The following is a 20,528-nucleotide window of genomic DNA, read 5'->3' as shown; positions in this document are numbered from 1 at the left end:
GGCTGGCTGCACTTCTACAATCACCATCGACCCCACAGTGCAACCGGCGGCAAACCGCCGGTCACCCGACTGACCAACCTGCCTGGACATCACATCTAGCGCAGGCGCGCCACCCGGCCCTGGGCCCCGCTGGCCCAGCAGGCCGCGCCGGCGCAGTCCACGGAATCGAAGCTGCCGGTGTCGAACCGGGTCCAGTGCCGCCCGCCATCCGGGCTGACGTCGCTGCCGCCGGGACCGACCGCGAGCACCGTGCCACCGCGCCAGGCCAGCCCGGAGCGGTACCCCGCCGGGTACTGCCCCGGGGTGGTCCAGGTGCGGCCGCGGTCGCGGGTCAGCGCGACGGCCGGGCCCGGCGCGTCCGGGTTCGCGAAGTCGCCGCCGATCGCGAGGCCCTGCGACGGCGAGCGGAAGGCGACGGCGAACACGCCCGCCGAGGGGCTGCTCGGCAACGGCGTGTCCGACGCCGTCCAGTGGCGGCCGCCGTCACCGGAGTGCAGCACGCGGGCCGTGGCGCCGCCGCCGGTGGCGAGCCAGGCGTCGAACGGGCCGGCGGTGGTGACGCACTGGCCGCTCGCGGCGAACCCGGCCTCACCCGGCAGCGCGGCCGGGAAGCCGCTGTCGGGGACCGGCCGCCAGCTGCGGCCGCCGTCGAAGGTGGCCTGCACGCGGAAGCGGCCGTCGACCGGGTCGCTCATCGCGAGGCCGCGCCACGGGTCGAAGAACGCGAGGCAGTCGTAGAACGCGGCCGCGTCGGTGTTCTGGAACGTCTGGCGCCAGTGCGCGCCGCCGTCGTCGGTCCGGTAGACGCGCGAGTCGGTGCCGGGGCCGATGGACAGGACCACGGCGTGCTCGGCGTCGAAGGCCTCGATGTCGCGGAACTGGAGCGCCTCGGTCCCGGGCGGCCCGACGGACTTCCACGTCGCACCACCGTCGGTGGTCCGCAGGACGATCCCCTGCGTGCCGCTCACCCACGCCACCCGGGCGCTGACGGCGGACAGGCCCCGGAACTGGGCGGTGACGCCGGTCGGCTTCAGCTCCCACGCCGGCGGGTGCTCCCCCGCCGACGCCGGGACCGCGACCGAAACCAGCAGAGCGAGCACGAGCAGCACGACACGCATGCGCCCGATCCTCCCTCACCCCGACCCCGACTTTCGTCGCATCCCCAAAGCCCGTGAAGGCCTCCTTCACGGGCATAAAAGCCGGTAAGGAGGCCTTCACGGAACTTCGTCAGAGCGAGCTGATCAGGCGCTCCACGCGCTCGTCGACCGAGCGGAACGGGTCCTTGCACAGGACCGTGCGCTGGGCCTGGTCGTTCAGCTTCAGGTGCACCCAGTCGACCGTGAAGTCGCGGCCCGCGGCCTGGGCGGCGGCGATGAAGTCGCCGCGCAGCTTCGCGCGGGTCGTCTGGGGCGGGGTGTCCTTGGCGGCCTCGATCTCGCCGTCGTCGGTGACCCGGCGGACCAGGCCCTTGCGCTGCAGCAGGTCGAAGATGCCCCGGCCGCGGCGGATGTCGTGGTAGGCCAGGTCGAGCTGCGCGATGCGCGGGCTGGACAGGTCCAGGTCGTGCTTGTGCCGGTAGCGCTCGACCAGCCGGTGCTTGATCGCCCAGTCGATCTCGGTGTCGATCTTGCCGAAGTCCTGCTGCTCGACCGCGTCCAGCGCGCGGCCCCACAGCTCGACGACGCGCTCGTTCGCCGGCGTCGACCCGTTGTCCTTGAGGTGCTGCACGGCGCGGGCGTGGTACTCGCGCTGGATGTCCAAGGCCGACGCCTCGCGCCCGCCGGCCAGCCGCACCTGGCGGCGGCCGGTGAGGTCGTGGCTGATCTCGCGGATCGCCCGGATCGGGTTGTCCAGGGTGAAGTCGCGGAACTGGACGCCGGCCTCGATCATCTCGAGCACCAGGTTCGCCGAGCCGACCTTGAGCATGGTCGTCGGCTCGGCCATGTTCGAGTCGCCCACGATGACGTGCAGCCGCCGGTAGCGCTCGGCGTCGGCGTGCGGCTCGTCGCGGGTGTTGATGATCGGCCGTGAGCGGGTGGTCGCGCTCGAGACGCCCTCCCAGATGTGTTCCGCACGCTGGGAGAGGCAGTAGACCGCCCCGCGCGGCGTCTGGAGCACCTTGCCGGCGCCGCAGATGAGCTGCCGGGTCACCAGGAACGGCAGGAGCACGTCGGCGATCCGGGAGAACTCACCCGCGCGCGTCACGAGGTAGTTCTCGTGGCAGCCGTAGGAGTTGCCCGCGGAGTCGGTGTTGTTCTTGAACAGGAAGATGTCGCCGCCGATGCCCTCGTCGGCGAGCCGCCGCTCGGCGTCGACCAGCAGGTCCTCGAGGATCCGCTCCCCGGCCTTGTCGTGCGTGACCAGCTGGACCAGGTCGTCGCACTCGGCCGTCGCGTACTCGGGGTGCGAGCCGACGTCGAGGTAGAGCCGGGAGCCGTTCGACAGGAACACGTTGGAGGAGCGTCCCCACGACACGACTCGCCGGAACAGGTAGCGCGCCACCTCGTCGGGCGAGAGCCTGCGCTGTCCGTGGAAGGTGCACGTGACCCCGAACTCGGTCTCGATGCCAAAGATCCGCCGCTGCATCCCACCAGAGTAGGCGCTGCACCCCCTCCGACGGTGCGCCGTTCGGGCGTCGACACGCCCCCGGTATGCCACAGACGGTGAAATCTCCCCGATTCAGGCACGATTGGAGCACTGCTCTTGACGACTCGGGGAAGGCGACTCCTTGACACACCAGCTCATCCAGGCCTTCCGGCGGGTGGGGCGCACCGATCGCGCCCTCATGCGGCGCAGCGCCGCCCTGCCGGCCACGAAGGCCGATGACGCGCTGATGGCGTTGTCCAGATCGGCGAACAAGTCACGCCTGTGGTGGGGCGTCGCGGCGCTGCTCGCGGCGCGGCAGGGCCCCACCCGGCGGGCCGCACTGCGCGGGGTGGTCGCGATCGCCGGCGCCAGCGCCGCGGCGAACCTCATCGGCAAGCCGCTGTTCCCGCGCCGCCGCCCGGCCGAGGAAGAGATGCCGATGCACCGCCGCCTGCGGAAACGGCCCACCTCGTCGTCGTTCCCGTCCGGGCACTCCGCGTCCGCGGCCGCCTTCGCGACGGCGGTGGCGATGGAGTCGCCGCGGGCCGGGCTCGCCGTGGCCCCGCTGGCACTGGCCGTCGCGTACTCGCGGGTGCACACCGGCGTGCACTGGCCCTCCGACGTCGGCGCCGGGCTGGCCATCGGCACCGGCGTCGGCCTGGCCACCCGGCACTGGTGGCCGCTGCACGACGACGTCCCCGGCCGCACCGCCCACGACGCCGACGCGCCCGAGATGGTCGACGGCGACGACATGCTCGTGCTGGTCAACCCCAAGTCCGGCGTCGACGGCCAGGACCCCACCGAAGAGGCCCGGCACGCCTGGCCGAAGGCCGAGATCCTCTACCCCGATCCCGAGCAGGACCTGCGCGCCCAGCTCGAAGCCGAGATCGACGCCCGCGGCACGGTCCGCGCCCTCGGCGTCGCGGGCGGGGACGGCACGGTCGCCGCGGTGGCCTCGGTCGCCGCCGAACGCGATCTCCCGCTGGCCCTGATCCCGGCCGGCACCCTCAACCACTTCGCCCGCGACGTCGGCGTCCGCGCCATGCCCGACGCCGACGCGGCGACCGAGCTCGGCAACGCCGTCGGCATCGACCTCGGCGAGGTCCGGATCGACGGGGCGGGCGCGCCGTCGCACCGCTGGTTCGTCAACACCGCCAGCCTCGGCGGCTACCCGGAGATGGTGCGGCTGCGGGAGAAGCTGCAGGAGAAGCACCCCAAGTGGCCGTCCGCGGCGATCGCGCTGGCCCGGACGCTGCGGCACGCCAAGCCGCTGACCGTCCGGCTCAACGGCAAGCTCATCCAGGTGTGGCTGCTGTTCGTCGGCAACGGGACGTACGCGCCGAAGGGGTTCGCCCCCAGCCGCCGTCCCGCGCTCGACACCGGGCTGCTGGACATCCGGTACCTGCGCGCCGACCTGCCCTACTCGCGCGCCCGGTTCCTGGCGGCGATGCTCACCCGGAGCCTCGCCGCCAGCCACGTCTACCAGGAGCTCGACCTGCCCGAGCTGGACGTCGAGCTGCTCGACGGCCACCGCCGCGTCGCCACCGACGGCGAGGTCGGCCCGCTCGGCAACCGGTTCCGCTTCCGGTCCCGGCCCAGCGCGCTCACCATCTACCGGCTTTAAGCACGCTTTACCTTCTCTCAACGAACCCACAGGGTCTTCTCGCTAGCTTCGCGATCAAGGTGCGGGTGATCATGCCCGCGGCCAGGGGACGAGCGGGGACGAGATGACCGGGCACGGGGTGGCGCGCGCCTTCCACGGCGTCGCCGCCGATCCGGTGCTGCCGGGCGACGTGACCGCGCGGGCCCGCGACCTGGGCCCGCTCGAGTCGCCGCTCATCTGGCTGACCCTGGCTTCGGCCGCCGTCGCCGTGCTCGCCGTCGTCGTCGCGCTCTGGTACCGCCGCCGGGTCCGGCGCTGGGGGTTCACGGCCTTCGGGGTGCTCCTGCTGCTCGCCGCGGTAACTGCCTTGAACAGCTACGTCGGCTACGTCCGCACCCCCGACGACCTCGCGCGCCTGCTGCAGAAGGGCCCCGGCCCGGTCAACCTGGCCGGTCGCCTGCTCGACGACGGCAAGGAGGCCCCCTCCGCCCCCAGGGCCGGCGCGCCGGCGACGTCCGGCGGCCAGCGCGTCGACGTGCTGAACGTCCCCGACCCGGCGCACGGCGTCCCGTCGGGCAGCAACTACGTCGTCCTGCCGCCGGGCTACGACCAGGACACCGCCCGCCGCTACCCGGTCGTCTACCTCATCCACGGCTACCCGTACGGCGGCCCCCGCGACTGGCTGACCTCCGGCGACGCACCCGGCACACTCCTGGCGCTGCAGCAGGCCGGCGTGATCCAGCCGATGATCGTGGTCAGCGTCGACCTGACCGCCGGCAACCCCAGCACCGACTGGGAGTGCCTGAACGTCCCCGGCGGCCCCCAGCTGGAGACGTACCTGGCGGCGACCGTCGTCCCCGCCGTCGACCACCGCTACCGGACCGTCGCCGACCGCGCCCACCGCGCGCTGGGCGGCATGTCCGGCGGTGGCTTCGGCGCCCTCAACATCGGGCTGCACCACGTCGACGAGTTCGCGTCCCTGGTGATCGCCCTCCCCTACGACGACCTCAACGACTCGATCGGCATCCTGAGCGGCAACCAGGCCGCCATCGCCGCCAACACCCCGCGCCGGTACCTGCCGACGATGAAGTTCACCGCGCCGATCTCGGTCATGCTCGCGGTCGGCACGGGCGCGCCCACCGACGTGACGACCGCCCACCGGATCGCGGACGCCCTGCGCGCCCGCGGCCAGGAGGCGGTGGTGCACGCCGAGCGGGGGTTCAACCACACGTGGCACACGGCTCGGGCGACACTGCCGTACTTGCTGGCGTTCGCGGACCAGAACTTCCGGGCATCCCCGGCCACGTCCTGACAGCCGCTGAACGCGGAAGCGGGGCGCGACCACCGGCCACGCCCCGCTTCGCTCAGGAACTCACTCGCCTTCCGGCTTCGCCTCCGGCTCGTCGCCCACCGGGTCCGGGACCGGCAGCAGCGCGTCCAGCGCCGCCCCGGTCAGGCGGCGGAACGCGCGGCGCGGGCGGTCGCGGTCCAGGACCGCCACCTCCAGCTTGATCGGGTCGGCTTCGCTGTTGCCGTTCGACGCGGTCGCGTTCGACGACGAGCCGGCCGAAGACGACGACGAGGACGACGTCGTCGTGGCGGGCTGGCTCGGCGCCCGCAGCGCGGCCACCGCCACGCTCAGCGCGCCCTGGAGGTCCAGGCCGTCCTCGAAGGTTTCCTTGAGCTTCGTCGCGATCTTCTCGTTCTGACCGCCCATGACCACGTACTGCGGCTCGTCGAAGATCGAGCCGTCGTAGGTCAGCCGGTACAGCTGGTCCTCCGCCGAGCTGCCGCCGACCTCCGCGACGCAGACCTCGACCTCGAACGGCTTCAGCTGCTCGGTGAAGATGCTGCCCAGCGTCGCCGCGTACGCGTTCGCCAGCGCCCGCGCGCTCACGTCGCGGCGGTCGTACTGGTAGCCCTTGAGGTCCGCGTGTCGGATGCCCGCCACGCGCAGGTTCTCGAACTCGCTGTAGCGCCCGACCGCCGCGAAACCGATGCGGTCGTAGATCTCGGACACCTTGTGCAGCGTCGCCGACGGGTTCTCCGCCACGAACAGCACGCCGCCCGCGTACTTCAGCACCACCACGCTCCGGCCGCGCGCGATGCCCTTGCGCGCCAGCTCGGAACGCTCCCGCATCAGCTGCTCGGGAGAGGCATACAACGGCATCGTCACGGTGTGTGCTCCAGGTCTTCCGGTGTTCCTACGTTCACTGGTCCGGCTCCGCCTCAGGCGAGCCGGCGCTGCTGGCGCTCGATCCGGCCCTGGACGACCGCCTCCGCGACGGCCGCGGTCTCCGACTCCGGCAGCTGCACGGCGCCGTGCTCCGCGGTGATCGTCACGACGCTCGGGAAGATTCGCCGCACGAGGTCCGGCCCGCCGGACGCGGTGTCGTCGTCCGCCGCGTCGTACAGCGCCTCCACCGCGACCCGCACCGCGCCTTCGGCGTCGGCGTCCGGGTCGTGCAGCTTCTTCAGCGCCGATTTCGCGAACAGCGAACCCGACCCGATGCCCGCGTAGCCGCCGTTCTCCTCGTAGCGGCCGCCCGCGGCGTCGTACGAGACGATCCGGCCCGCGTGCTTGGCGTCCTCGGCTTCCAGGTCGTAGCCGACGAACAGCGGGATGGCCGCCAGCCCGGCCATCGCCATGTCGAGGTTCGCCTTGACCATGCCGGCCAGCTTGTTCGTCTTGCCGTCCAGCGACAGCGAAACGCCCTCGATCTTTTCGTAGTGCGCCAGCTCGACCGCGTACAGCCGCACCATCTCCACGGCCAGCCCCGCCGTGCCCGCGATGCCGACCGCCGAGTACTCGTCGGTGACGTGCACCTTCTCGATGTCGCGGCTCGCGATCAGGTTGCCCGACGTCGCCCGCCGGTCACCCGCGATCAGCACGCCGCCCGCGAACGTGCAGGCCACGATCGTCGTCCCGTGCGGCACGCCCAGTTCGGCCGCACCACCCGTCACGCGCCGCTCCGGAAGCAGCTCCGGCGCCTGTACCCGCAGGAAGTCGGAAAACGACGACGTCGCCGACGAGAAGTACGCGGCAGGCAGCGCGGGACCCGAGATGCCCCTGGTGTTGTCCATACGTGCTCAAAAGTCCCATCTGTGCGGGCCGGAGCCCCGCGCGCGCCAACGGCCACGCGGAACCCCGGCCGCCGGCTGAACGGTCGGCAAGGGCGCAGTGCCCCGGTGCGGCTATTCGCCGCCCTTCTGCACGTAGGCCCGGACGAAGTCCTCGGCGTTCTCCTCGAGCACGTCGTCGATCTCGTCGAGGATCGTGTCGACGTCCTCGCCGAGCTTCTCGCGCCGCTCCTGACCCGCCGCGCCGGTGTCGTCGAACTCCTCGTCGGAGTCACCACCGCCGTGCTTTTCGATCTTTTCCTGGGCCATCTCGCCTCCCGGTGTGGCTGATGTTTCCTAGCCTACCCAGCGGCCCCGACATTCGGGGTCACGCCGCGATCGCTGGTGCGTCCCGCCTAGTCCGAACCGGTGAGCGCCTCCACGAGCTCCTCCGCGGTCGCCGCGTTGTCCAGCAACTTGCCGACGTGCGCCTTCGTCCCCCGCAGCGGCTCCAGGGTCGGGATGCGCACCAGTGACTCCTTGCCCACGTCGAAGATGACCGAATCCCACGAAGCGGCCGCGATCGACGCCGCGTACTTCTCCAGCGCCCGGCCCCGGAAGTACGCCCGCGTGTCCGACGGCGGCGTCGTGACCGCCGCGAGCACCTCTTCCTCGGTGACCAGCCGCTTCATCGAGCCGCGCGTCACCAGGCGGTTGTACAGGCCTTTGGCCAGCCGCACGTCCGAGTACTGCAGGTCGACCAGGCGCAGCCGCGGCGCGCCCCAGGCCAGCTGGTCCCGCTGCCGGTAGCCCTCCAGCAGCCGCAGCTTGGCCGGCCAGTCCAGCCGGTCCGCGCACTCCTGCGGGTCGCGCGCCAGCGCGTCCAGGATCTCGCCCCAGACCCGCAGGACCTCCTTCGACGCCTGGTCGGCGCCCGTGCGCTCCAGGTTCTGCGACGCGATCTCGTGGTAGGCGAACTGCAGGTCGAGGCCGGTGTACTTCTTGCCGTTCGCCAGCGCGACCTGCGTCTTCAGCGTCGGGTCGTGGCTGATCTGGTGCACCGCCTTGACCGGCTCGTCGAGCTTCAGGTCGTCGAACCGGATGCCCGACTCGATCAGGTCCAGCACCAGCGCCGTCGTCCCGACCTTGAGGTACGTCGAGTACTCCGACATGTTCGCGTCGCCGATGATGACGTGCAGCCTGCGGTACTTGTCCGCGTCCGCGTGCGGCTCGTCGCGGGTGTTGATGATCCCGCGCTTCAGCGTGGTCTCCAGGCCGACCTCGACCTCGATGTAGTCCGCACGCTGGGAGAGCTGGAACCCGGCCTCTTCGCTCTGCTGGCCGATCCCGACGCGCCCCGAGCCGGTCACCACCTGCCGCGACACGAAGAACGGCGTCAGCCCCGCGATCACCGCGGTGAACGGCGTCGACCGCGCCATCAGGTAGTTCTCGTGCGTGCCGTAGCTCGCGCCCTTGCCGTCGACGTTGTTCTTGTACAGCTGCAGCTGCGGCTGGCCCGGGACGGACGCCGCCTTCAGCGCGGCCTCCTCCATCACCCGCTCGCCCGCCTTGTCCCAGATGACCGCGTCGCGCGCGTTCGTCACCTCGGGCGCCGAATACTCCGGGTGCGCGTGGTCGACGTACAGCCGCGCCCCGTTGGTCAGGATGACGTTCGCCGCGCCCAGGTCCTCGACGTCGGGGTCGTGGCCCGGCCCGCCGGGGCCGGTCAGGTCGAACCCGCGCGCGTCCCGCAGCGGGCTCTCCACCTCGTAGTCCCACCGCGCCCGCCGGGCGCGCGGGATGTCGGCCGCGGCCGCGTAGGCCAGCACGACCTGGGTGGAGGTGAGTACCGGGTTCGCCGTCGCGTCGCCCGGCACGGAGATGCCGTACTCGACTTCGGTTCCCATGATCCGCCGCATGTCCCCACCCTACGGGGTCGTCCTAGTGGAACGATGCACCCATGCCAGGCAGTGACGAACTCGTTGCCCTCTATGACCGGGACGGCTCGGTGGTCGGCGAAACCACGCGCGCCCGCGTCCGCGCGGAGGCCCTGTGGCACGCCGCCGGCGTCGTCCTGGTCCGTTCGGGTGACGGAAAAGCCGTTTACGTGCACCTCCGCACCCCGGACAAGGACGTGTTCCCCTCGACATGGGACTGCTGGGCGGGCGGCGTGGTCGCCGCGGGCGAAACCCCGGCCGAGTGCGCCCGCCGCGAGCTGGCCGAAGAGCTCGGCGTCCAAGGGGTGGAACCCGTTCCCCTGTTCACCAAGGTCTACGACGACGGCCGCAACCGCTGCCACAACTTCGCCTTCGAGGTCCGCTGGGACGGCCCGATCCACCACCAGGCCGAGGAGATCGTCGAAGGCCGCTGGATCCCGCTCGAAGAGCTGCGCGCCTGGATCGACGACCCGGCACCCGCGCTGCCCTTCATCCCCGACGGCCGCGAAGGCGTCCAGGAGTGGTTCCGCCGCTACGGCTGAGCGGTGAGCTTCGCCGCCATAGCGGGCAGCAGGCGCTTCGCCGCGTCCACCGCGCGGGCCTCGGTGCTCGCCGAAACCGTCAGCTCGGACACCAGCGTTCCCTTGGCCAGCAACACCGTGCAGGTCTTGCCGTCACGCCAGGCCTGCTGCCGCTCGACCCCGGGCTGGACGGGGACGCTCACCGCCTTGCCCGCGCACTCGTTCTCCGCGACGGCCTGGGCGGCCGACCGATCCGGGAACACCACGACGCGGTGGCTGAGCACCGACCCGCTGGCGTAGCGCCAGGTCGCGGTCCGGCTCCCCGCCGACGGCCCGTCCGCCAGGCAGCCCGCGACCTCGTTCGAGGCCGGCTGCACACCCTCCTCCGCGACGTCCGCGTCGGACAGCAGTGCGGGTTCGGCGAGCAGAGCGGGATCGGGCGGCGTGACCGGAGCGGCCTTCGCGGGGCTCACCGGCGTTTCGGCGGTCGAGACCGGCGCGGACGTCGGCGCCGGATCGTCGTAGTACGTCTCGAGGTTGTTCGGGTCGGGCCCTTCGCAGGCCGTCAGGCCCACCAGCGCGACCGCGGCCAAGGCGACCACCTGACGATGACGCACCCGGCCTCCTGTCGTCGGTTTCGTGCCTGCGAAGGGTAGTGCAGCCGCTCAGTCCCACTTCAAGGAGGACCGGTGTCGCCAGTACTCCGGCGGGTTCTCGGCCAGGTCCGCGAGCGCGTCCTGTTCCTCGGCGCTCAGGGAAAGCGTGGTGGCTCGCAGGTTCGCGGCCAGCTGGGCCGGGCTCGCCGGGCCGATCACCGCCGTGTCCACCCAGTCCTGCGCCAGCACCGCGGCCACGGCGACCGCGTCCGGCCCGGTGCCGTGCGCCGCGGCGACGTCGAGGACCGCCGCGGGCGCCTCGACCACGAGCCGGCCGTTGGCCAGGGTTTCCTTGACCAGGACGCGCTTCCCGGCCGCGTGCGCCGCTTCCAGGGCGTGCCCGGCGGAGCGCTCCAGGAGGTTCCACGTCGACTGCACCGCCGAAAACACCGGCTGCCCGGCCACTTCCAGCGCGAACGCCCGCTCGATCGCGTCCGCCTGCGCCGGCCCGGACGTCGAGAACCCGACCGCCACGCCGTTCGCGGCGAGCTCGGCCAGGGCCTCCACCAACGGCTCGTCGGTGAACAGTGGACTGTCCACAGTGAGCGAATGGACCTGGTAGAGCCCGACCCGCTCCCCCAGCAGCGCCAGGGTTTCCGCCCACTGGGCGGCGAACCGCGCCGCCGAGTGCTCCTTCACCTCGTGCACTTCGGCGTCGAGCCGCCACTCGCCGACGTACGCGTAACCCCACTTGCTCGAGATCTCGACGTCGGTGTGGCCGCGCTCGGCGAGCCAGCCGGCCAGGAACTCCTCCGAGCGCCCGTACGACCGGGCGACGTCGACGTGCCGGACCCCGGCGGCGTAGGCGTCGTCGAGGACCTCGAACGTCGCCGCCCGCATCGATGCCACGTCCCGCGTCGGCGGCAGCGCCCCGTCCCGGCCCAGGTTGATGTACGCCGGCCTGCCGAGCGCCGCCAGGCCGAGCGCGACGCGGTTCACGCCGTCGCCTTGTGCCGCAGGATGGCCAGCCACTGCCCGGAGTTCTGCGCCTGGCGGTGGAGCTTTTCGAGCCGGGCGGCCGGCGCCCGGACGTAGCCCTTGCCGAAGACGGGCGCGATCTGGCGGAGGCTCGCGCCCCCCTCCCGCGCGGCGAGGAGCAGCCAGTCCGAGGCGTCGGCGCAGGCGGCCGACGCGCGGCGGAACTCCCCGAGCAGGTCGATCAGCTCCTGGGCGGGCACCTCCCCCGCCTCGACGGCGGCGGCCGTCGTCTCGAGCCACGCCAGGACGTCGGATTCGGTGATGGGCGCGCGGGGCCGCCGGGTTTCTTCGGTCACGGCCCGGAAGTATAGGTCGTTATACGCCGGTATGGTGGGAGGGAAGCCATGACGACACGCACCGAATCCGAGCCCGGCGTCGAGCACCTGCTCGACGTCTTCAAGGCGCTCGCGAACCCGGTGCGGCTGCAGGTGCTCCAGTGGTTGCGGGAGCCGGAGCGACACTTCCCCGTGGAGCGCGCGATCGCCGACCCGGTCGAGGTCGGCGTGTGCGTCAGCCACATCCAGGAGAAGCTGGGGCTCGCGCAGTCGACCGTGTCGGCGTACATGGCGTCGCTCCAGCGCGCCGGGCTGGTCCGGGCGACGCGCGTCGGCAAGTGGACGCACTACAAGCGCGACGAAGCCCGGATCGCGGAGTTCGTCGCGCTGCTCGGCCACTCCCTCTGACCTCTCCCCCATCGTCCCGGCCACCTCCCCGCGGCGCTTCGCATCGTAAATATGCGATACTTCGATACATGGGTACGATCGAGAACACGCGGCTCGGCCGCTACGGCATCTGGACGTTCGACTTCGAGGACCAGCCGGCCGGGCTGATCCGGGACTCCGTGCAGGAGCTCGAAGAACTCGGCTGGCCGGCGGTCTGGATCCCGGAAAGCGAGCGGCGGGAAGCCCTGACGCACGCCGGGTTCCTGCTGGCGGCCACCGAACGCCTCACCGTCGTCAACGGGATCGCGCAGATCTGGGCGCGCGAGCCCCAGTGGACCCACCACGGCGCCCGGCTGCTGGCCGAGGCCTACCCGGACCGCCACCTGCTGGGCCTCGGCTACGGCGGCGACCGCCGCGACACCCGGCCGCTGGAGGCGGTGACGAGCTACCTCGACGCCCTGGACGCTTTCCCCGAGCCCCCGATCCGCCGCCTGCTCGCCGCGTACGGGCCGAAGATGCTGGAGCTGGCCCGGGACCGCTCGGCGGGCGCGCACACCTACCACGTGACCCCGGAACACACGGCCCAGGCACGCGAAATCCTCGGCGACGGCCCGTTCCTCGGCGTCGAGCACGCCGTGCTGTTCGAGACCGACGCGGCCAAGGCGCGGGAGGTCGCCCGCGCCCACCTGCACACCTACCTGACGTCGAAGTACAACGTCGCGAAGTTCCTACGGCTCGGCTACACCGAGGCCGACGTGGACGGCGGCCGCGGCAGCGACCGCCTCGTCGACGACCTCGTCTTCTGGGGCGACCTCGACACGATCACCGAGCGGCTGCGCGCCCACCTCGACGCCGGCGCCGACCACGTCGGCATCCAGGTGCTCGGGACGGCACCGGGCACCTCGGCCATGCCGCACTGGCGCCGGCTGGCCGAAGCGCTGCTACCCGCCGGCGTCGCGTAGGCCGAACCGCGCGGTGCAGTGCCACAGGCGCTTGAGCACCTGGGGATCGTGCCGGCCGGCCCGGACCGCCTCGCCGATGACGCGGGCGTCCAGCCACCCGTCTTCGGCGATGTCCGCGCCGGCCCGCACGACGTCCTCGCCGCGGTAGTCCGCGTGTTCGGCGAGGGCGGCCACGGAAAGCCGGAACCCGTGGTGCCAGTGCGTCGGGAGCCCGGACTCCACGGCCGCGGCCTCGACGTCGGTGCCGCGGAAGGCCGGGTCCAGCACCAGCGCCGCGACGTCGGACGGAATCCGCAGCGGGCCGTGGACGTGCGCCTCGACGTAGTCGTCCAGTTCGTCCGGCGCGGCCGCTTCGACGAGCGGGAGCAGCGGCAGGTGCGCGGCCGTGCCGAAGTCCGACGGCTCGTGGAAGCTGTCGGGGTAGCAGAAAGTCACCCGCGTCAGCACTTCCCGCTTCAGGCGCAGGTGCGCCGAGCCGAACCGGACCGAGCCGCCCGCGGGACGGCGCCGGTGGTTCAGGGAGCCGTATTTTGGCCGGTCCGAAGGCGGCAGCGCGTCGTAGACGCCGCCGAAGATCCGGTGCTCCCAGCGCCACCGGTCACCGCCGGGGTGCGCGGTCAGGCCGCCGTTGCCGGTGCCCGTCTCGAACTGCGAGCGGTAGACGCCGTCGGCGAGCAGGTGCCGCAGCAGCGGGACGCCGTCCACCAAGCGGTCCGGGTGGAAGTGGACGGTGACGTCGAGGTCGTCGGGCAGCGGCGGCCCGGCCACCCGGTTCGCGACGTGGTCCACCGCCGCCTGCCAGCGCGGTTTCCCGCTCCCCCGGACCATGCGCGCCAGCGTACCCCGGCGGTATAGGGCGTTATACACAAGGCGAGGTCCGAAAACCGCTGGCTTCGGCCGCCGCGCGCGGATTGACTTCGGCCATGCGATTGGCGGGTTTCGGGGTCACGGCGCGGTTCGCGCTGCTGGCCGTGGTGTGGGGTGCGAGTTTCCTGTTCATCAAGGTGGGGCTCGGCGGCCTCTCCCCCGCGCAGGTCGCGCTGGCCAGGGTCGCGTTCGGCGCGCTCGCGCTGGGGTTCGTCCTGGCCGTGCGACGGCGCCCGCTCCCCCGGGATCCCGTGCTGTGGGGTCATCTCGTGGTCGTGTCGGTGCTGCTGTGCGTGGTGCCGTTCCTGTTGTTCTCGTGGGCGGAACAGTACATTTCGTCCGGTTTGGCCAGTATCTTCAACGCGACGACCCCGCTCATCACGATGCTGCTGGCGGCCGCGGCGCTGCCCGAGGAACGCTTCACCCCGCCGAAGGTCGCCGGGCTGCTGCTCGGGTTCCTCGGGGTGCTCACGATCGTCGGCGTGTGGCACGGCGTCGACGTCTCCCACCAGCTGACCGCGCAGCTCGCCTGCCTGGGCGCGACCACCTGCTACGGCGCTTGCTTCGTCTACATGCGCCGCTTCGTCTCACCACGCGGGACGGACCCGGTGGTCGTCGCGTTCGGGCAGACCGCCGCCGCGACCGTCATCCTGGGACTGCTCGCCCCGGTCATCGCCACGACACCGGTGCACCTCGACCTCGCCGTGGTGGCGAGCATGGTCGCGCTCGGCGTGTTCGGCACCGGGCTGGCCTACGTCTGGAACGTCCGCATCATCGCCGCGTGGGGCGCGGCCAACGCCTCGGCGGTCACCTACCTGACGCCGGTGGTCGGGGTGCTGCTCGGCGTGCTCGTGCTGGGCGAACCGGTGAGCTGGAACCAGCCGGCCGGCGCGCTCCTGGTGGTGCTGGGCATCCTCGCCGCCCACGGCAGGCTCAAGCCCGCCGCCCCGCCGAACCGGAACTCGTCAGCCGCTAGACACGCCGGTGGGGCGGCCGCCGTGGCGACCGCCCCACCGCGCATCGGGACTACAGGTACTGACCGGTGTTCGTGGCGGTGTCGATCGCCCGCCCCGAGTCCTGGTTCTTGCCGGTGACGAGCGTGCGGATGTAGACGATCCGCTCGCCCTTCTTGCCGGAGATCCGGGCCCAGTCGTCCGGGTTGGTGGTGTTCGGGAGGTCCTCGTTCTCCGCGAACTCGTCGACGATCGCGTCGAGCAGGTGCTGCACGCGCAGACCCGGCTGCTTGGTCTCCAGCACCGACTTGATCGCCGACTTCTTCGCCCGGTCCACGATGTTCTGGATCATCGCGCCCGAGTTGAAGTCGCGGAAGTACAGGACTTCCTTGTCCCCGTTGGCGTAGGTCACCTCGAGGAACCGGTTCTCGTCGCTCTCCTCGTACATCCGCTCGACGGTGTGCTGGATCATCGCGTCGAACGTCGCCTTGGCGTCGCCGCCGAACTCGGCGAGGTCGTCCGCGTGGATCGGCAGCCCTTCGGCCAGGTACTTGGAGAAGATGTCCTTCGCGCCTTCGGCGTCCGGACGCTCGATCTTGATCTTGACGTCGAGCCGGCCCGGCCGCAGGATCGCCGGGTCGATCATGTCCTCGCGGTTGGAGGCGCCGATGACGATGACGTTCTCCAGGCCTTCGACACCGTCGATCTCCGACAGCAGCTGCGGCACGATCGTGGTTTCGACGTCGGACGACACGCCCGACCCACGGGTCCGGAAGATCGAGTCCATCTCGTCGAAGAACACGATCACCGGGGTGCCCTCGGAGGCCTTCTCCCGCGCCCGCTGGAAGATCAGGCGGATGTGCCGCTCGGTCTCCCCGACGAACTTGTTGAGCAGCTCGGGACCCTTGATGTTCAGGAAGTAGGACTTCCCGTCCTCGTTCTCGCCCCGCGCCGCCGCCACCTTCTTGGCCAGCGAGTTCGCCACGGCCTTCGCGATGAGCGTCTTGCCGCAGCCCGGCGGGCCGTAGAGCAGGACACCCTTCGGGGGCCGCAGCTGGTACTCCTGGTACAGGTCCGCGTGCAGGAACGGCAGTTCCACCGCGTCCCGGATCTGCTCGATCTGCCGGGTGAGGCCGCCGATGTCCTCGTAGCGGACGTCCGGCACCTCCTCCAGCACCAGGTCCTCGACCTCCGCCTTCGGCACGCGCTCGTACGCGTAGCCGGCCTTGGAGTCGACCAGGAGCGAGTCGCCCGGCTTGAGCGGCTGCTCCGCCAGCAGATCGGAGAGCAGGACCACCCGCTCCTCGTCCGCGTGCCCGACCACCAGCGCGCGGGGGCTGCCGCCCTCGACGTCCGGCGCGAGCACCTCGCGCAACGCGCACACCTCACCGGTGCGCTCGAACCCGCCGCCTTCGACCACGGTGAGCGCCTCGTTGAGCCGCAGCGCCTGGCCGCGCTGCAGCGACGAGATCTCGACCGCGGGCGAAACGGACACCCGCATCTTCCGGCCCGCGGTGAAGACGTCCACCGTGTTGTCCTCGTACGCCTCGACGAAGACGCCGTACCCGGACGGTGGCTGGGCCAGCCGGTCGACCTCCTCGCGGAGGGCGAGGAGCTGTCCTCGCGCTTCGCGCAGCGTCTCGACCAGTTTGGTGTTGCGCTCGGTGAGCTGGCTCACCCTTTCCGAGGCCTCGGCGAGTCGTTGTTCGAGAACTCGGTTCTGCCGTGGCGAGTCCGTCAGTTTGCGGCGCAGCAGCGCCACTTCTTCCTCGAGAAAACGGATCTGCCGAGCCTGCTCGTCCGCCGTCGTCCCAGCTCCGGATGTTGCTGAAGGGTCGGCCTCCTCGCGCCGACCTCCGGGAAGGTCATGATGCATCGGGCACCTCCTCGGAGTGCTTTTCATTCCACGGTACCGGCGATCACCGACAAGAAAAGGCCTTTCCGGATCACAAGATCGGCGCGTCGCGGTTCGCCCGCCTTCCCCAGCACGGACATTCCCGCAGCGCAAGAGGCCATTTCGGTGCCGTGGCACGGGTGTGTCGCGGGTCCGTCCGGGCCGGGGTGAAGCAAGCACAACGGGAGTACCCCGCGCCCGGGGTGCCCAACCGGCGGGACAACGGGCAATTCCGGCCAGTTCCGCCCTAACCGCGCGGCGGCCGCGCCCGGTGGCTAGCATCGGGCCGACGTCGGCACCGTCTGCCGGGTCTCTTCGAAGGACGCTAGGGGGCACCACTCATGACCTACCCGCCGCAGCAGCCGGGCGGCTACGGCCAGCAGCCCGGGGGCTACGGGCAGCAGCCCGGGCCCTACGGCCAGCCCCAGCAGGGCGGCTACCCCCAGAGCGGACCGCAGCAGCAGCCGGGCTACGGCGGCACCCAGCAGTTCGGGCAGCAGGACCCGTACGGCCAGCCCCAGCAGTTCGGCCAGCCCGACCCGTACGGGCAGCCCCAGCAGGGCGGTTACCCGCCGCAGCCGGGCGCTCAGCCCCAGCAGGGCTACCCCCAGTACGGGCAGCAGGACCAGTGGGGCCAGCCGCAGCAGCAGGGCTTCGGCGGCTACGACCAGTACGGGGGCGGCGGCTTCGGCGACGCGCCCCCGCCCAAGAAGAAGAAAACCGGCCTCATCGTCGGCATCGCGGTCGGCGCCGTGGTCCTGGTCGGCGGCGGCGTGACCGCGATCGTCCTGGCCACCAAGGGCGACGACACCGCCGCCCCGCCCGCCACCAGCAGCTCGGCCGCGCCGACGTCGGCGCCCAAGACGTCCGCCACGAAGCCCAAGACGACCTCGCCGTCGAAGCCGTCCACGAGCAGCAGCAAGCCGGCGAGCGGCCCCGCCCCCGCCGGGCAGGCCAGCTCGAAGGAGCTGTTCGACACCACGATCGCGGCCTACAACGCCAGCGACGAGAAGGCGCTCGGCGACGTCATCTGCCGCAGCGTCTACGACGGCAAGACGGGCGACATCCCGAAGGTCACGGTCACGCTGACCGGCGAGCCGACCGAGACCGGCGACAAGGCCACCGTGCGCTACTCCGCGACGGACGGGAGCAAGACCAAGGTCGGCACCATGTCCGCGCAGAAGGAATCCGGCCTGTGGTGCCTGTCCAACGTGAAGGCGGACGGCTCGTGAGCCGCCGCCGTCGGTGAAGCGCGCGCTCGTCGCCGGGCTGGTCCTGCTCGGCGTCGCCGGCGTGGGCGTGGTGCTGGGCCTGCTCCTCGTCGCGCCGTCCGGCGCCCCGCCCGCCCCGCCGAGCACCCCACGCCCGGCCCGGCCGTCGCCGTCCCCCTCGCCCAGCGCGTCGGACACGGCGGCGGTCGGCGTGCTGGCCAAGGCGATCGTGGACGCGATCGCCGCCCACGACTCGGCGGCGTTCGGCAAGCTGACGTGCCGCCCGCAGACCGCGGAGGCGCTGGCCGGCCTGCAGCGGACGTGGGACGCGGCCGGCCGGGTGACGGCGCGCCTGGCGGAGCCCCCGGAGGTGCGCGGCGAGTCCGCCACCGCGAAGGTGCACGTCGAAGGGGTGGGCGGCACCAAGGAGACGCCGTTCCCCCTGTACAAGGAGAACGGCCGCTGGTGCGTGCCGGGTTAGCCCTTGCCCTTGGCCGGGCGGCGCGACACGCGCGGTGACACGGTCCCGTCCGCCAGGCGCCGCGCGGTGAGCAGGAACGCCGTGTGCGCGACCATCCGGTGGTCCGGGCGCACCGCGAGGCCGACGACGTGCCACGGGCGCATCAGCGTTTCCCACGACTCGGGCTCGGTCCAGCACTGCTGCTCGCGCAGCGACTCGGTGACCCGCGAAAGCTGCGTCACGGTCGCGACGTAGACCGTCAGCACGCCGCCCGGCACGAGGTGGGCGGCCACGTTCGGCAGCTGCTCCCACGGCGCCAGCATGTCCAGCACGACCCGGTCGACCTCGCCTTCGTGCGAAGCCAGGTCGGCGACGGTGAGGGTCCAGTTGGCCGGCTTCTCGCCGAAGAACTTCACGACGTTCTGCTCGGCGTGCACGGCGTGGTCGTCGCGGATCTCGTAGGACTGGACGCTCCCGGCCGGGCCGACCGCGCGCAGCAGCGAGCACGTCAGCGCGCCCGAACCGGCGCCGGCCTCGAGGACGCGCGCGCCCGGGAAGATGTCGCCCCACATGACGATCTGCGCGGCGTCCTTGGGGTAGATCACCTGCGCGCCGCGCGGCATCGAGAGCACGTAGTCCGGCAGGAGGGGACGCAGCGCGAGGTAGGTCGACCCGCCCGCGGACGTCACGACCGACCCTTCGGGACGGCCGATCAGGTCGTCGTGGGCCAGGCCGCCGCGGTGCGTGTGGTACTCACCGCCGTCGGCCAGCGTCAGGGTGTAGTGGCGCCCCTTCGAGTCGGTCAACTGCACCCGATCACCCGCGCGAAACGGTCCGCTGACCGACAACACTTCCTCCTGTACCCCGAATGGCCGACGACAGATCTTCGCAGGCCGCCCGTGCCGCGGCGTCAGCGGGTGCGGCGGTTCAGCGCGGCCCGCAGGTCGTCCCGGCGCAGCACGCCCGCCGGGCGCCCCTCGTCGTCGACGACGAGGAACTGCCACGCGGCCGTCTCGCGGACCCGCTCGACGACGTCCTCCCCCGGCTCCGACGCCAGGAGCACGGTCTCGGCCCGGATCGGCTCGGCGGCCAGCTCGGCCGGCGCGTGCGGTGACGAGCCCGCGAGCCGCTCCGCCGCACCGGTGTCCAGCAGGCCGGCGGCGACCCCGTCGGCCCGCACCAGCACCACGCCCCGGCCCGCCGACGCGGCCAGCGCGTCCGACACCGGGCTTTCGGCGGGCAGCTGCAGCACCGGCCGCACCAGCTCGCCGAGCACCAGCCCTTCCGGCCACGTGCGGCGCGCTTCGGCGGCCAGCTCCGAGCGCGCGCCGAGGATCACGAACCACGCCGTGACGACGCAGACGCCCAGCCGCAGCCAGCGGTCCGGGCTCCCGGTGGCCAGGCCCCACAGCGCCCAGACCAGCAGCCCCGCGGCCACGACGGCCCCACCGGCGACCGCGGCGCGCGTGCCCTTCGAGCGGATCCCGGTGGCCGCCCAGACCCCCGCGCGGACCAGCCGCCCGCCGTCGAGTGGCAGCCCGGGCAGCAGGTTGAACACGCCGACGGCGAGGTTCGCCACGGCGCACTCGGCGACCAGGAGCCAGACCGCGCCGTCCGGCGGCACGGCGAACATCAGCAGCCCGCAGAACGCCCCGAGCAGCAGCGACACCACCGGCCCGGCGGCGGCGACCAGCCCTTCCTGGCCGGGCCGCTTCGGCGTGCGGGCCACTTCGGACAGGCCGCCGAGCAGGAACAGGCGCAGCCGCCGCACGGGGATCCCCAGCCGCAGCGCGACGAGGCAGTGCCCCAGTTCGTGGGCGAGCACGGAGAGCCCCAGCAGGAGCGCGAAGGCGCCGGCCAGCAGCCACGACGTCACCGTGGAGGCGTCCGGGAGCAGCCGCCCGACGAGCGGCGCGTAGAGCACGACGACGATCAGCGAGCCGATCCACCAGGACGGCGCCAGCAGCACGGGCACGCCGGCGACGCGGAACAGCACGAGCCCGCCGTCCGGGCGGACGGCCTGCCGGGTGCCCCCGGTGCCCTGCTCACTGGTCGCGGCCATGCCCGAGAGCCTAGAGCCCCCGGTGTGGGGAGCGGGTGATCCGGACCGGGTGGTGTCGCGCACCCGCGTGTCCTGAGCGGTCCGCGGCGCCGCGGGGATGTCAGGGGCCCGGCAAA

At 72.2% G+C, this 20,528-nt stretch carries 21 protein-coding genes; 8 read left to right on the top strand and 13 right to left on the bottom strand.

Features of this window, described 5'->3' with window-relative positions; genetic code table 11:
* Positions 1-95: 95 nt before the first annotated feature.
* Positions 96-1,118: a WD40/YVTN/BNR-like repeat-containing protein gene (locus EIY87_RS46005; RefSeq protein WP_125316383.1), complete on the bottom strand. Its 1,023-nt coding sequence runs from the start codon at positions 1,116-1,118 to the stop codon at positions 96-98.
* A 109-nt stretch (positions 1,119-1,227) separates the two neighbouring features.
* Complete coding sequence (gene pafA, locus EIY87_RS46000; RefSeq protein WP_125316382.1) at positions 1,228-2,586, bottom strand: Pup--protein ligase; 1,359 nt, start codon at positions 2,584-2,586, stop codon at positions 1,228-1,230.
* A gap of 199 nt (positions 2,587-2,785) precedes the next feature.
* Here pafA and EIY87_RS45995 point away from each other — a divergent pair, with 199 nt between their 5' ends.
* Positions 2,786-4,210 carry a bifunctional phosphatase PAP2/diacylglycerol kinase family protein gene (locus tag EIY87_RS45995; protein ID WP_404800164.1) on the top strand — a complete coding sequence of 475 codons (1,425 nt, stop codon included), beginning with the start codon at positions 2,786-2,788 and terminating at the stop codon, positions 4,208-4,210.
* A 103-nt stretch (positions 4,211-4,313) separates the two neighbouring features.
* Positions 4,314-5,501 (top strand): alpha/beta hydrolase, encoded by a 1,188-nt coding sequence (locus EIY87_RS45990; RefSeq protein WP_125316380.1) that lies wholly within the window; start codon positions 4,314-4,316, stop codon positions 5,499-5,501.
* A gap of 60 nt (positions 5,502-5,561) precedes the next feature.
* Here the strand turns inward: EIY87_RS45990 and prcA are convergent, their stop codons facing one another.
* The 4 genes from prcA to dop all read right to left on the bottom strand — a co-directional run bounded on the left by prcA (position 5,562) and on the right by dop (position 9,168).
* Positions 5,562-6,365 (bottom strand): proteasome subunit alpha, encoded by an 804-nt coding sequence (gene prcA, locus EIY87_RS45985; RefSeq protein WP_125316379.1) that lies wholly within the window; start codon positions 6,363-6,365, stop codon positions 5,562-5,564.
* Positions 6,366-6,418: 53 nt separating this feature from the next.
* Positions 6,419-7,273 carry a proteasome subunit beta gene (prcB, locus tag EIY87_RS45980; RefSeq protein ID WP_125316378.1) on the bottom strand — a complete coding sequence of 285 codons (855 nt, stop codon included), beginning with the start codon at positions 7,271-7,273 and terminating at the stop codon, positions 6,419-6,421.
* A 111-nt stretch (positions 7,274-7,384) separates the two neighbouring features.
* The gene (locus tag EIY87_RS45975; protein ID WP_013226725.1) at positions 7,385-7,579 is read right to left on the bottom strand and encodes a ubiquitin-like protein Pup; all 195 of its coding nucleotides are present in this window, start codon (positions 7,577-7,579) and stop codon (positions 7,385-7,387) included.
* Between the two features lie 86 nt (positions 7,580-7,665).
* Positions 7,666-9,168, bottom strand: a complete 1,503-nt coding sequence (gene dop, locus EIY87_RS45970; RefSeq protein ID WP_125316377.1) for a depupylase/deamidase Dop — start codon at positions 9,166-9,168, stop codon at positions 7,666-7,668.
* Between the two features lie 41 nt (positions 9,169-9,209).
* Between dop and EIY87_RS45965 the strand changes: the two genes are divergently transcribed.
* Positions 9,210-9,728 (top strand): NUDIX domain-containing protein, encoded by a 519-nt coding sequence (locus EIY87_RS45965; RefSeq protein ID WP_125316376.1) that lies wholly within the window; start codon positions 9,210-9,212, stop codon positions 9,726-9,728.
* Here the strand turns inward: EIY87_RS45965 and EIY87_RS45960 are convergent.
* From EIY87_RS45960 to EIY87_RS45950, 3 genes are read right to left on the bottom strand one after another with little or no spacing between them, the layout of a single operon-like run.
* Positions 9,719-10,324 (bottom strand): hypothetical protein, encoded by a 606-nt coding sequence (locus EIY87_RS45960; RefSeq protein ID WP_225440436.1) that lies wholly within the window; start codon positions 10,322-10,324, stop codon positions 9,719-9,721. The two genes, EIY87_RS45965 and EIY87_RS45960, sit on opposite strands and share 10 nt — an antisense overlap.
* Before the next feature lie 48 nt (positions 10,325-10,372).
* Positions 10,373-11,302: an aldo/keto reductase gene (locus tag EIY87_RS45955; RefSeq protein ID WP_125316375.1), complete on the bottom strand. Its 930-nt coding sequence runs from the start codon at positions 11,300-11,302 to the stop codon at positions 10,373-10,375.
* On the bottom strand, positions 11,299-11,637 hold the full coding sequence (locus EIY87_RS45950; RefSeq protein ID WP_125316374.1) for a hypothetical protein: 339 nt from the start codon (positions 11,635-11,637) through the stop codon (positions 11,299-11,301). The genes EIY87_RS45955 and EIY87_RS45950 overlap by 4 nt, the downstream gene beginning before the upstream one ends.
* Positions 11,638-11,685: 48 nt before the next feature.
* On the opposite strand from EIY87_RS45950, the gene EIY87_RS45945 reads away from it, so the two are divergent.
* Together EIY87_RS45945 and EIY87_RS45940 are read left to right on the top strand one after the other, a co-directional pair.
* Entirely contained in the window at positions 11,686-12,024 is a 339-nt protein-coding gene (locus EIY87_RS45945) for an ArsR/SmtB family transcription factor (RefSeq protein ID WP_125316373.1), read from the top strand.
* Between the two features lie 68 nt (positions 12,025-12,092).
* Complete coding sequence (locus EIY87_RS45940) at positions 12,093-12,965, top strand: TIGR03620 family F420-dependent LLM class oxidoreductase (protein WP_125316372.1); 873 nt, start codon at positions 12,093-12,095, stop codon at positions 12,963-12,965.
* Here the strand turns inward: EIY87_RS45940 and EIY87_RS45935 are convergent.
* Positions 12,945-13,793 carry a DUF3626 domain-containing protein gene (locus EIY87_RS45935; RefSeq protein ID WP_125316371.1) on the bottom strand — a complete coding sequence of 283 codons (849 nt, stop codon included), beginning with the start codon at positions 13,791-13,793 and terminating at the stop codon, positions 12,945-12,947. The two genes, EIY87_RS45940 and EIY87_RS45935, sit on opposite strands and share 21 nt — an antisense overlap.
* A gap of 95 nt (positions 13,794-13,888) precedes the next feature.
* Between EIY87_RS45935 and EIY87_RS45930 the strand changes: the two genes are divergently transcribed.
* On the top strand, positions 13,889-14,926 hold the full coding sequence (locus EIY87_RS45930) for a DMT family transporter (RefSeq protein ID WP_225440435.1): 1,038 nt from the start codon (positions 13,889-13,891) through the stop codon (positions 14,924-14,926).
* On the opposite strand, the gene arc is transcribed toward EIY87_RS45930, so the two are convergent.
* Positions 14,859-16,661 carry a proteasome ATPase gene (gene arc / locus EIY87_RS45925; RefSeq protein WP_125316370.1) on the bottom strand — a complete coding sequence of 601 codons (1,803 nt, stop codon included), beginning with the start codon at positions 16,659-16,661 and terminating at the stop codon, positions 14,859-14,861. The two genes, EIY87_RS45930 and arc, sit on opposite strands and share 68 nt — an antisense overlap.
* Positions 16,662-17,020: 359 nt before the next feature.
* Here arc and EIY87_RS45920 point away from each other — a divergent pair, with 359 nt between their 5' ends.
* Together EIY87_RS45920 and EIY87_RS45915 are read left to right on the top strand one after the other, a co-directional pair.
* The gene (locus tag EIY87_RS45920) at positions 17,021-17,911 is read left to right on the top strand and encodes a hypothetical protein (protein ID WP_125316369.1); all 891 of its coding nucleotides are present in this window, start codon (positions 17,021-17,023) and stop codon (positions 17,909-17,911) included.
* Between the two features lie 13 nt (positions 17,912-17,924).
* Positions 17,925-18,371 (top strand): hypothetical protein, encoded by a 447-nt coding sequence (locus EIY87_RS45915; protein WP_125316368.1) that lies wholly within the window; start codon positions 17,925-17,927, stop codon positions 18,369-18,371.
* On the opposite strand, the gene EIY87_RS45910 is transcribed toward EIY87_RS45915, so the two are convergent.
* Positions 18,368-19,198: a tRNA (adenine-N1)-methyltransferase gene (locus tag EIY87_RS45910; protein ID WP_125316367.1), complete on the bottom strand. Its 831-nt coding sequence runs from the start codon at positions 19,196-19,198 to the stop codon at positions 18,368-18,370. The two genes, EIY87_RS45915 and EIY87_RS45910, sit on opposite strands and share 4 nt — an antisense overlap.
* 62 nt (positions 19,199-19,260) lie before the next feature.
* Positions 19,261-20,412: a M50 family metallopeptidase gene (locus EIY87_RS45905; protein WP_125316366.1), complete on the bottom strand. Its 1,152-nt coding sequence runs from the start codon at positions 20,410-20,412 to the stop codon at positions 19,261-19,263.
* Positions 20,413-20,528 lie beyond the last annotated feature (116 nt).

Origin of the sequence: Amycolatopsis eburnea (genome assembly GCF_003937945.1) — a bacterium.
Classification (GTDB): Bacteria; Actinomycetota; Actinomycetes; order Mycobacteriales; family Pseudonocardiaceae; genus Amycolatopsis; species Amycolatopsis eburnea.
This window is presented reverse-complemented; position numbering and strand designations above follow the sequence as displayed.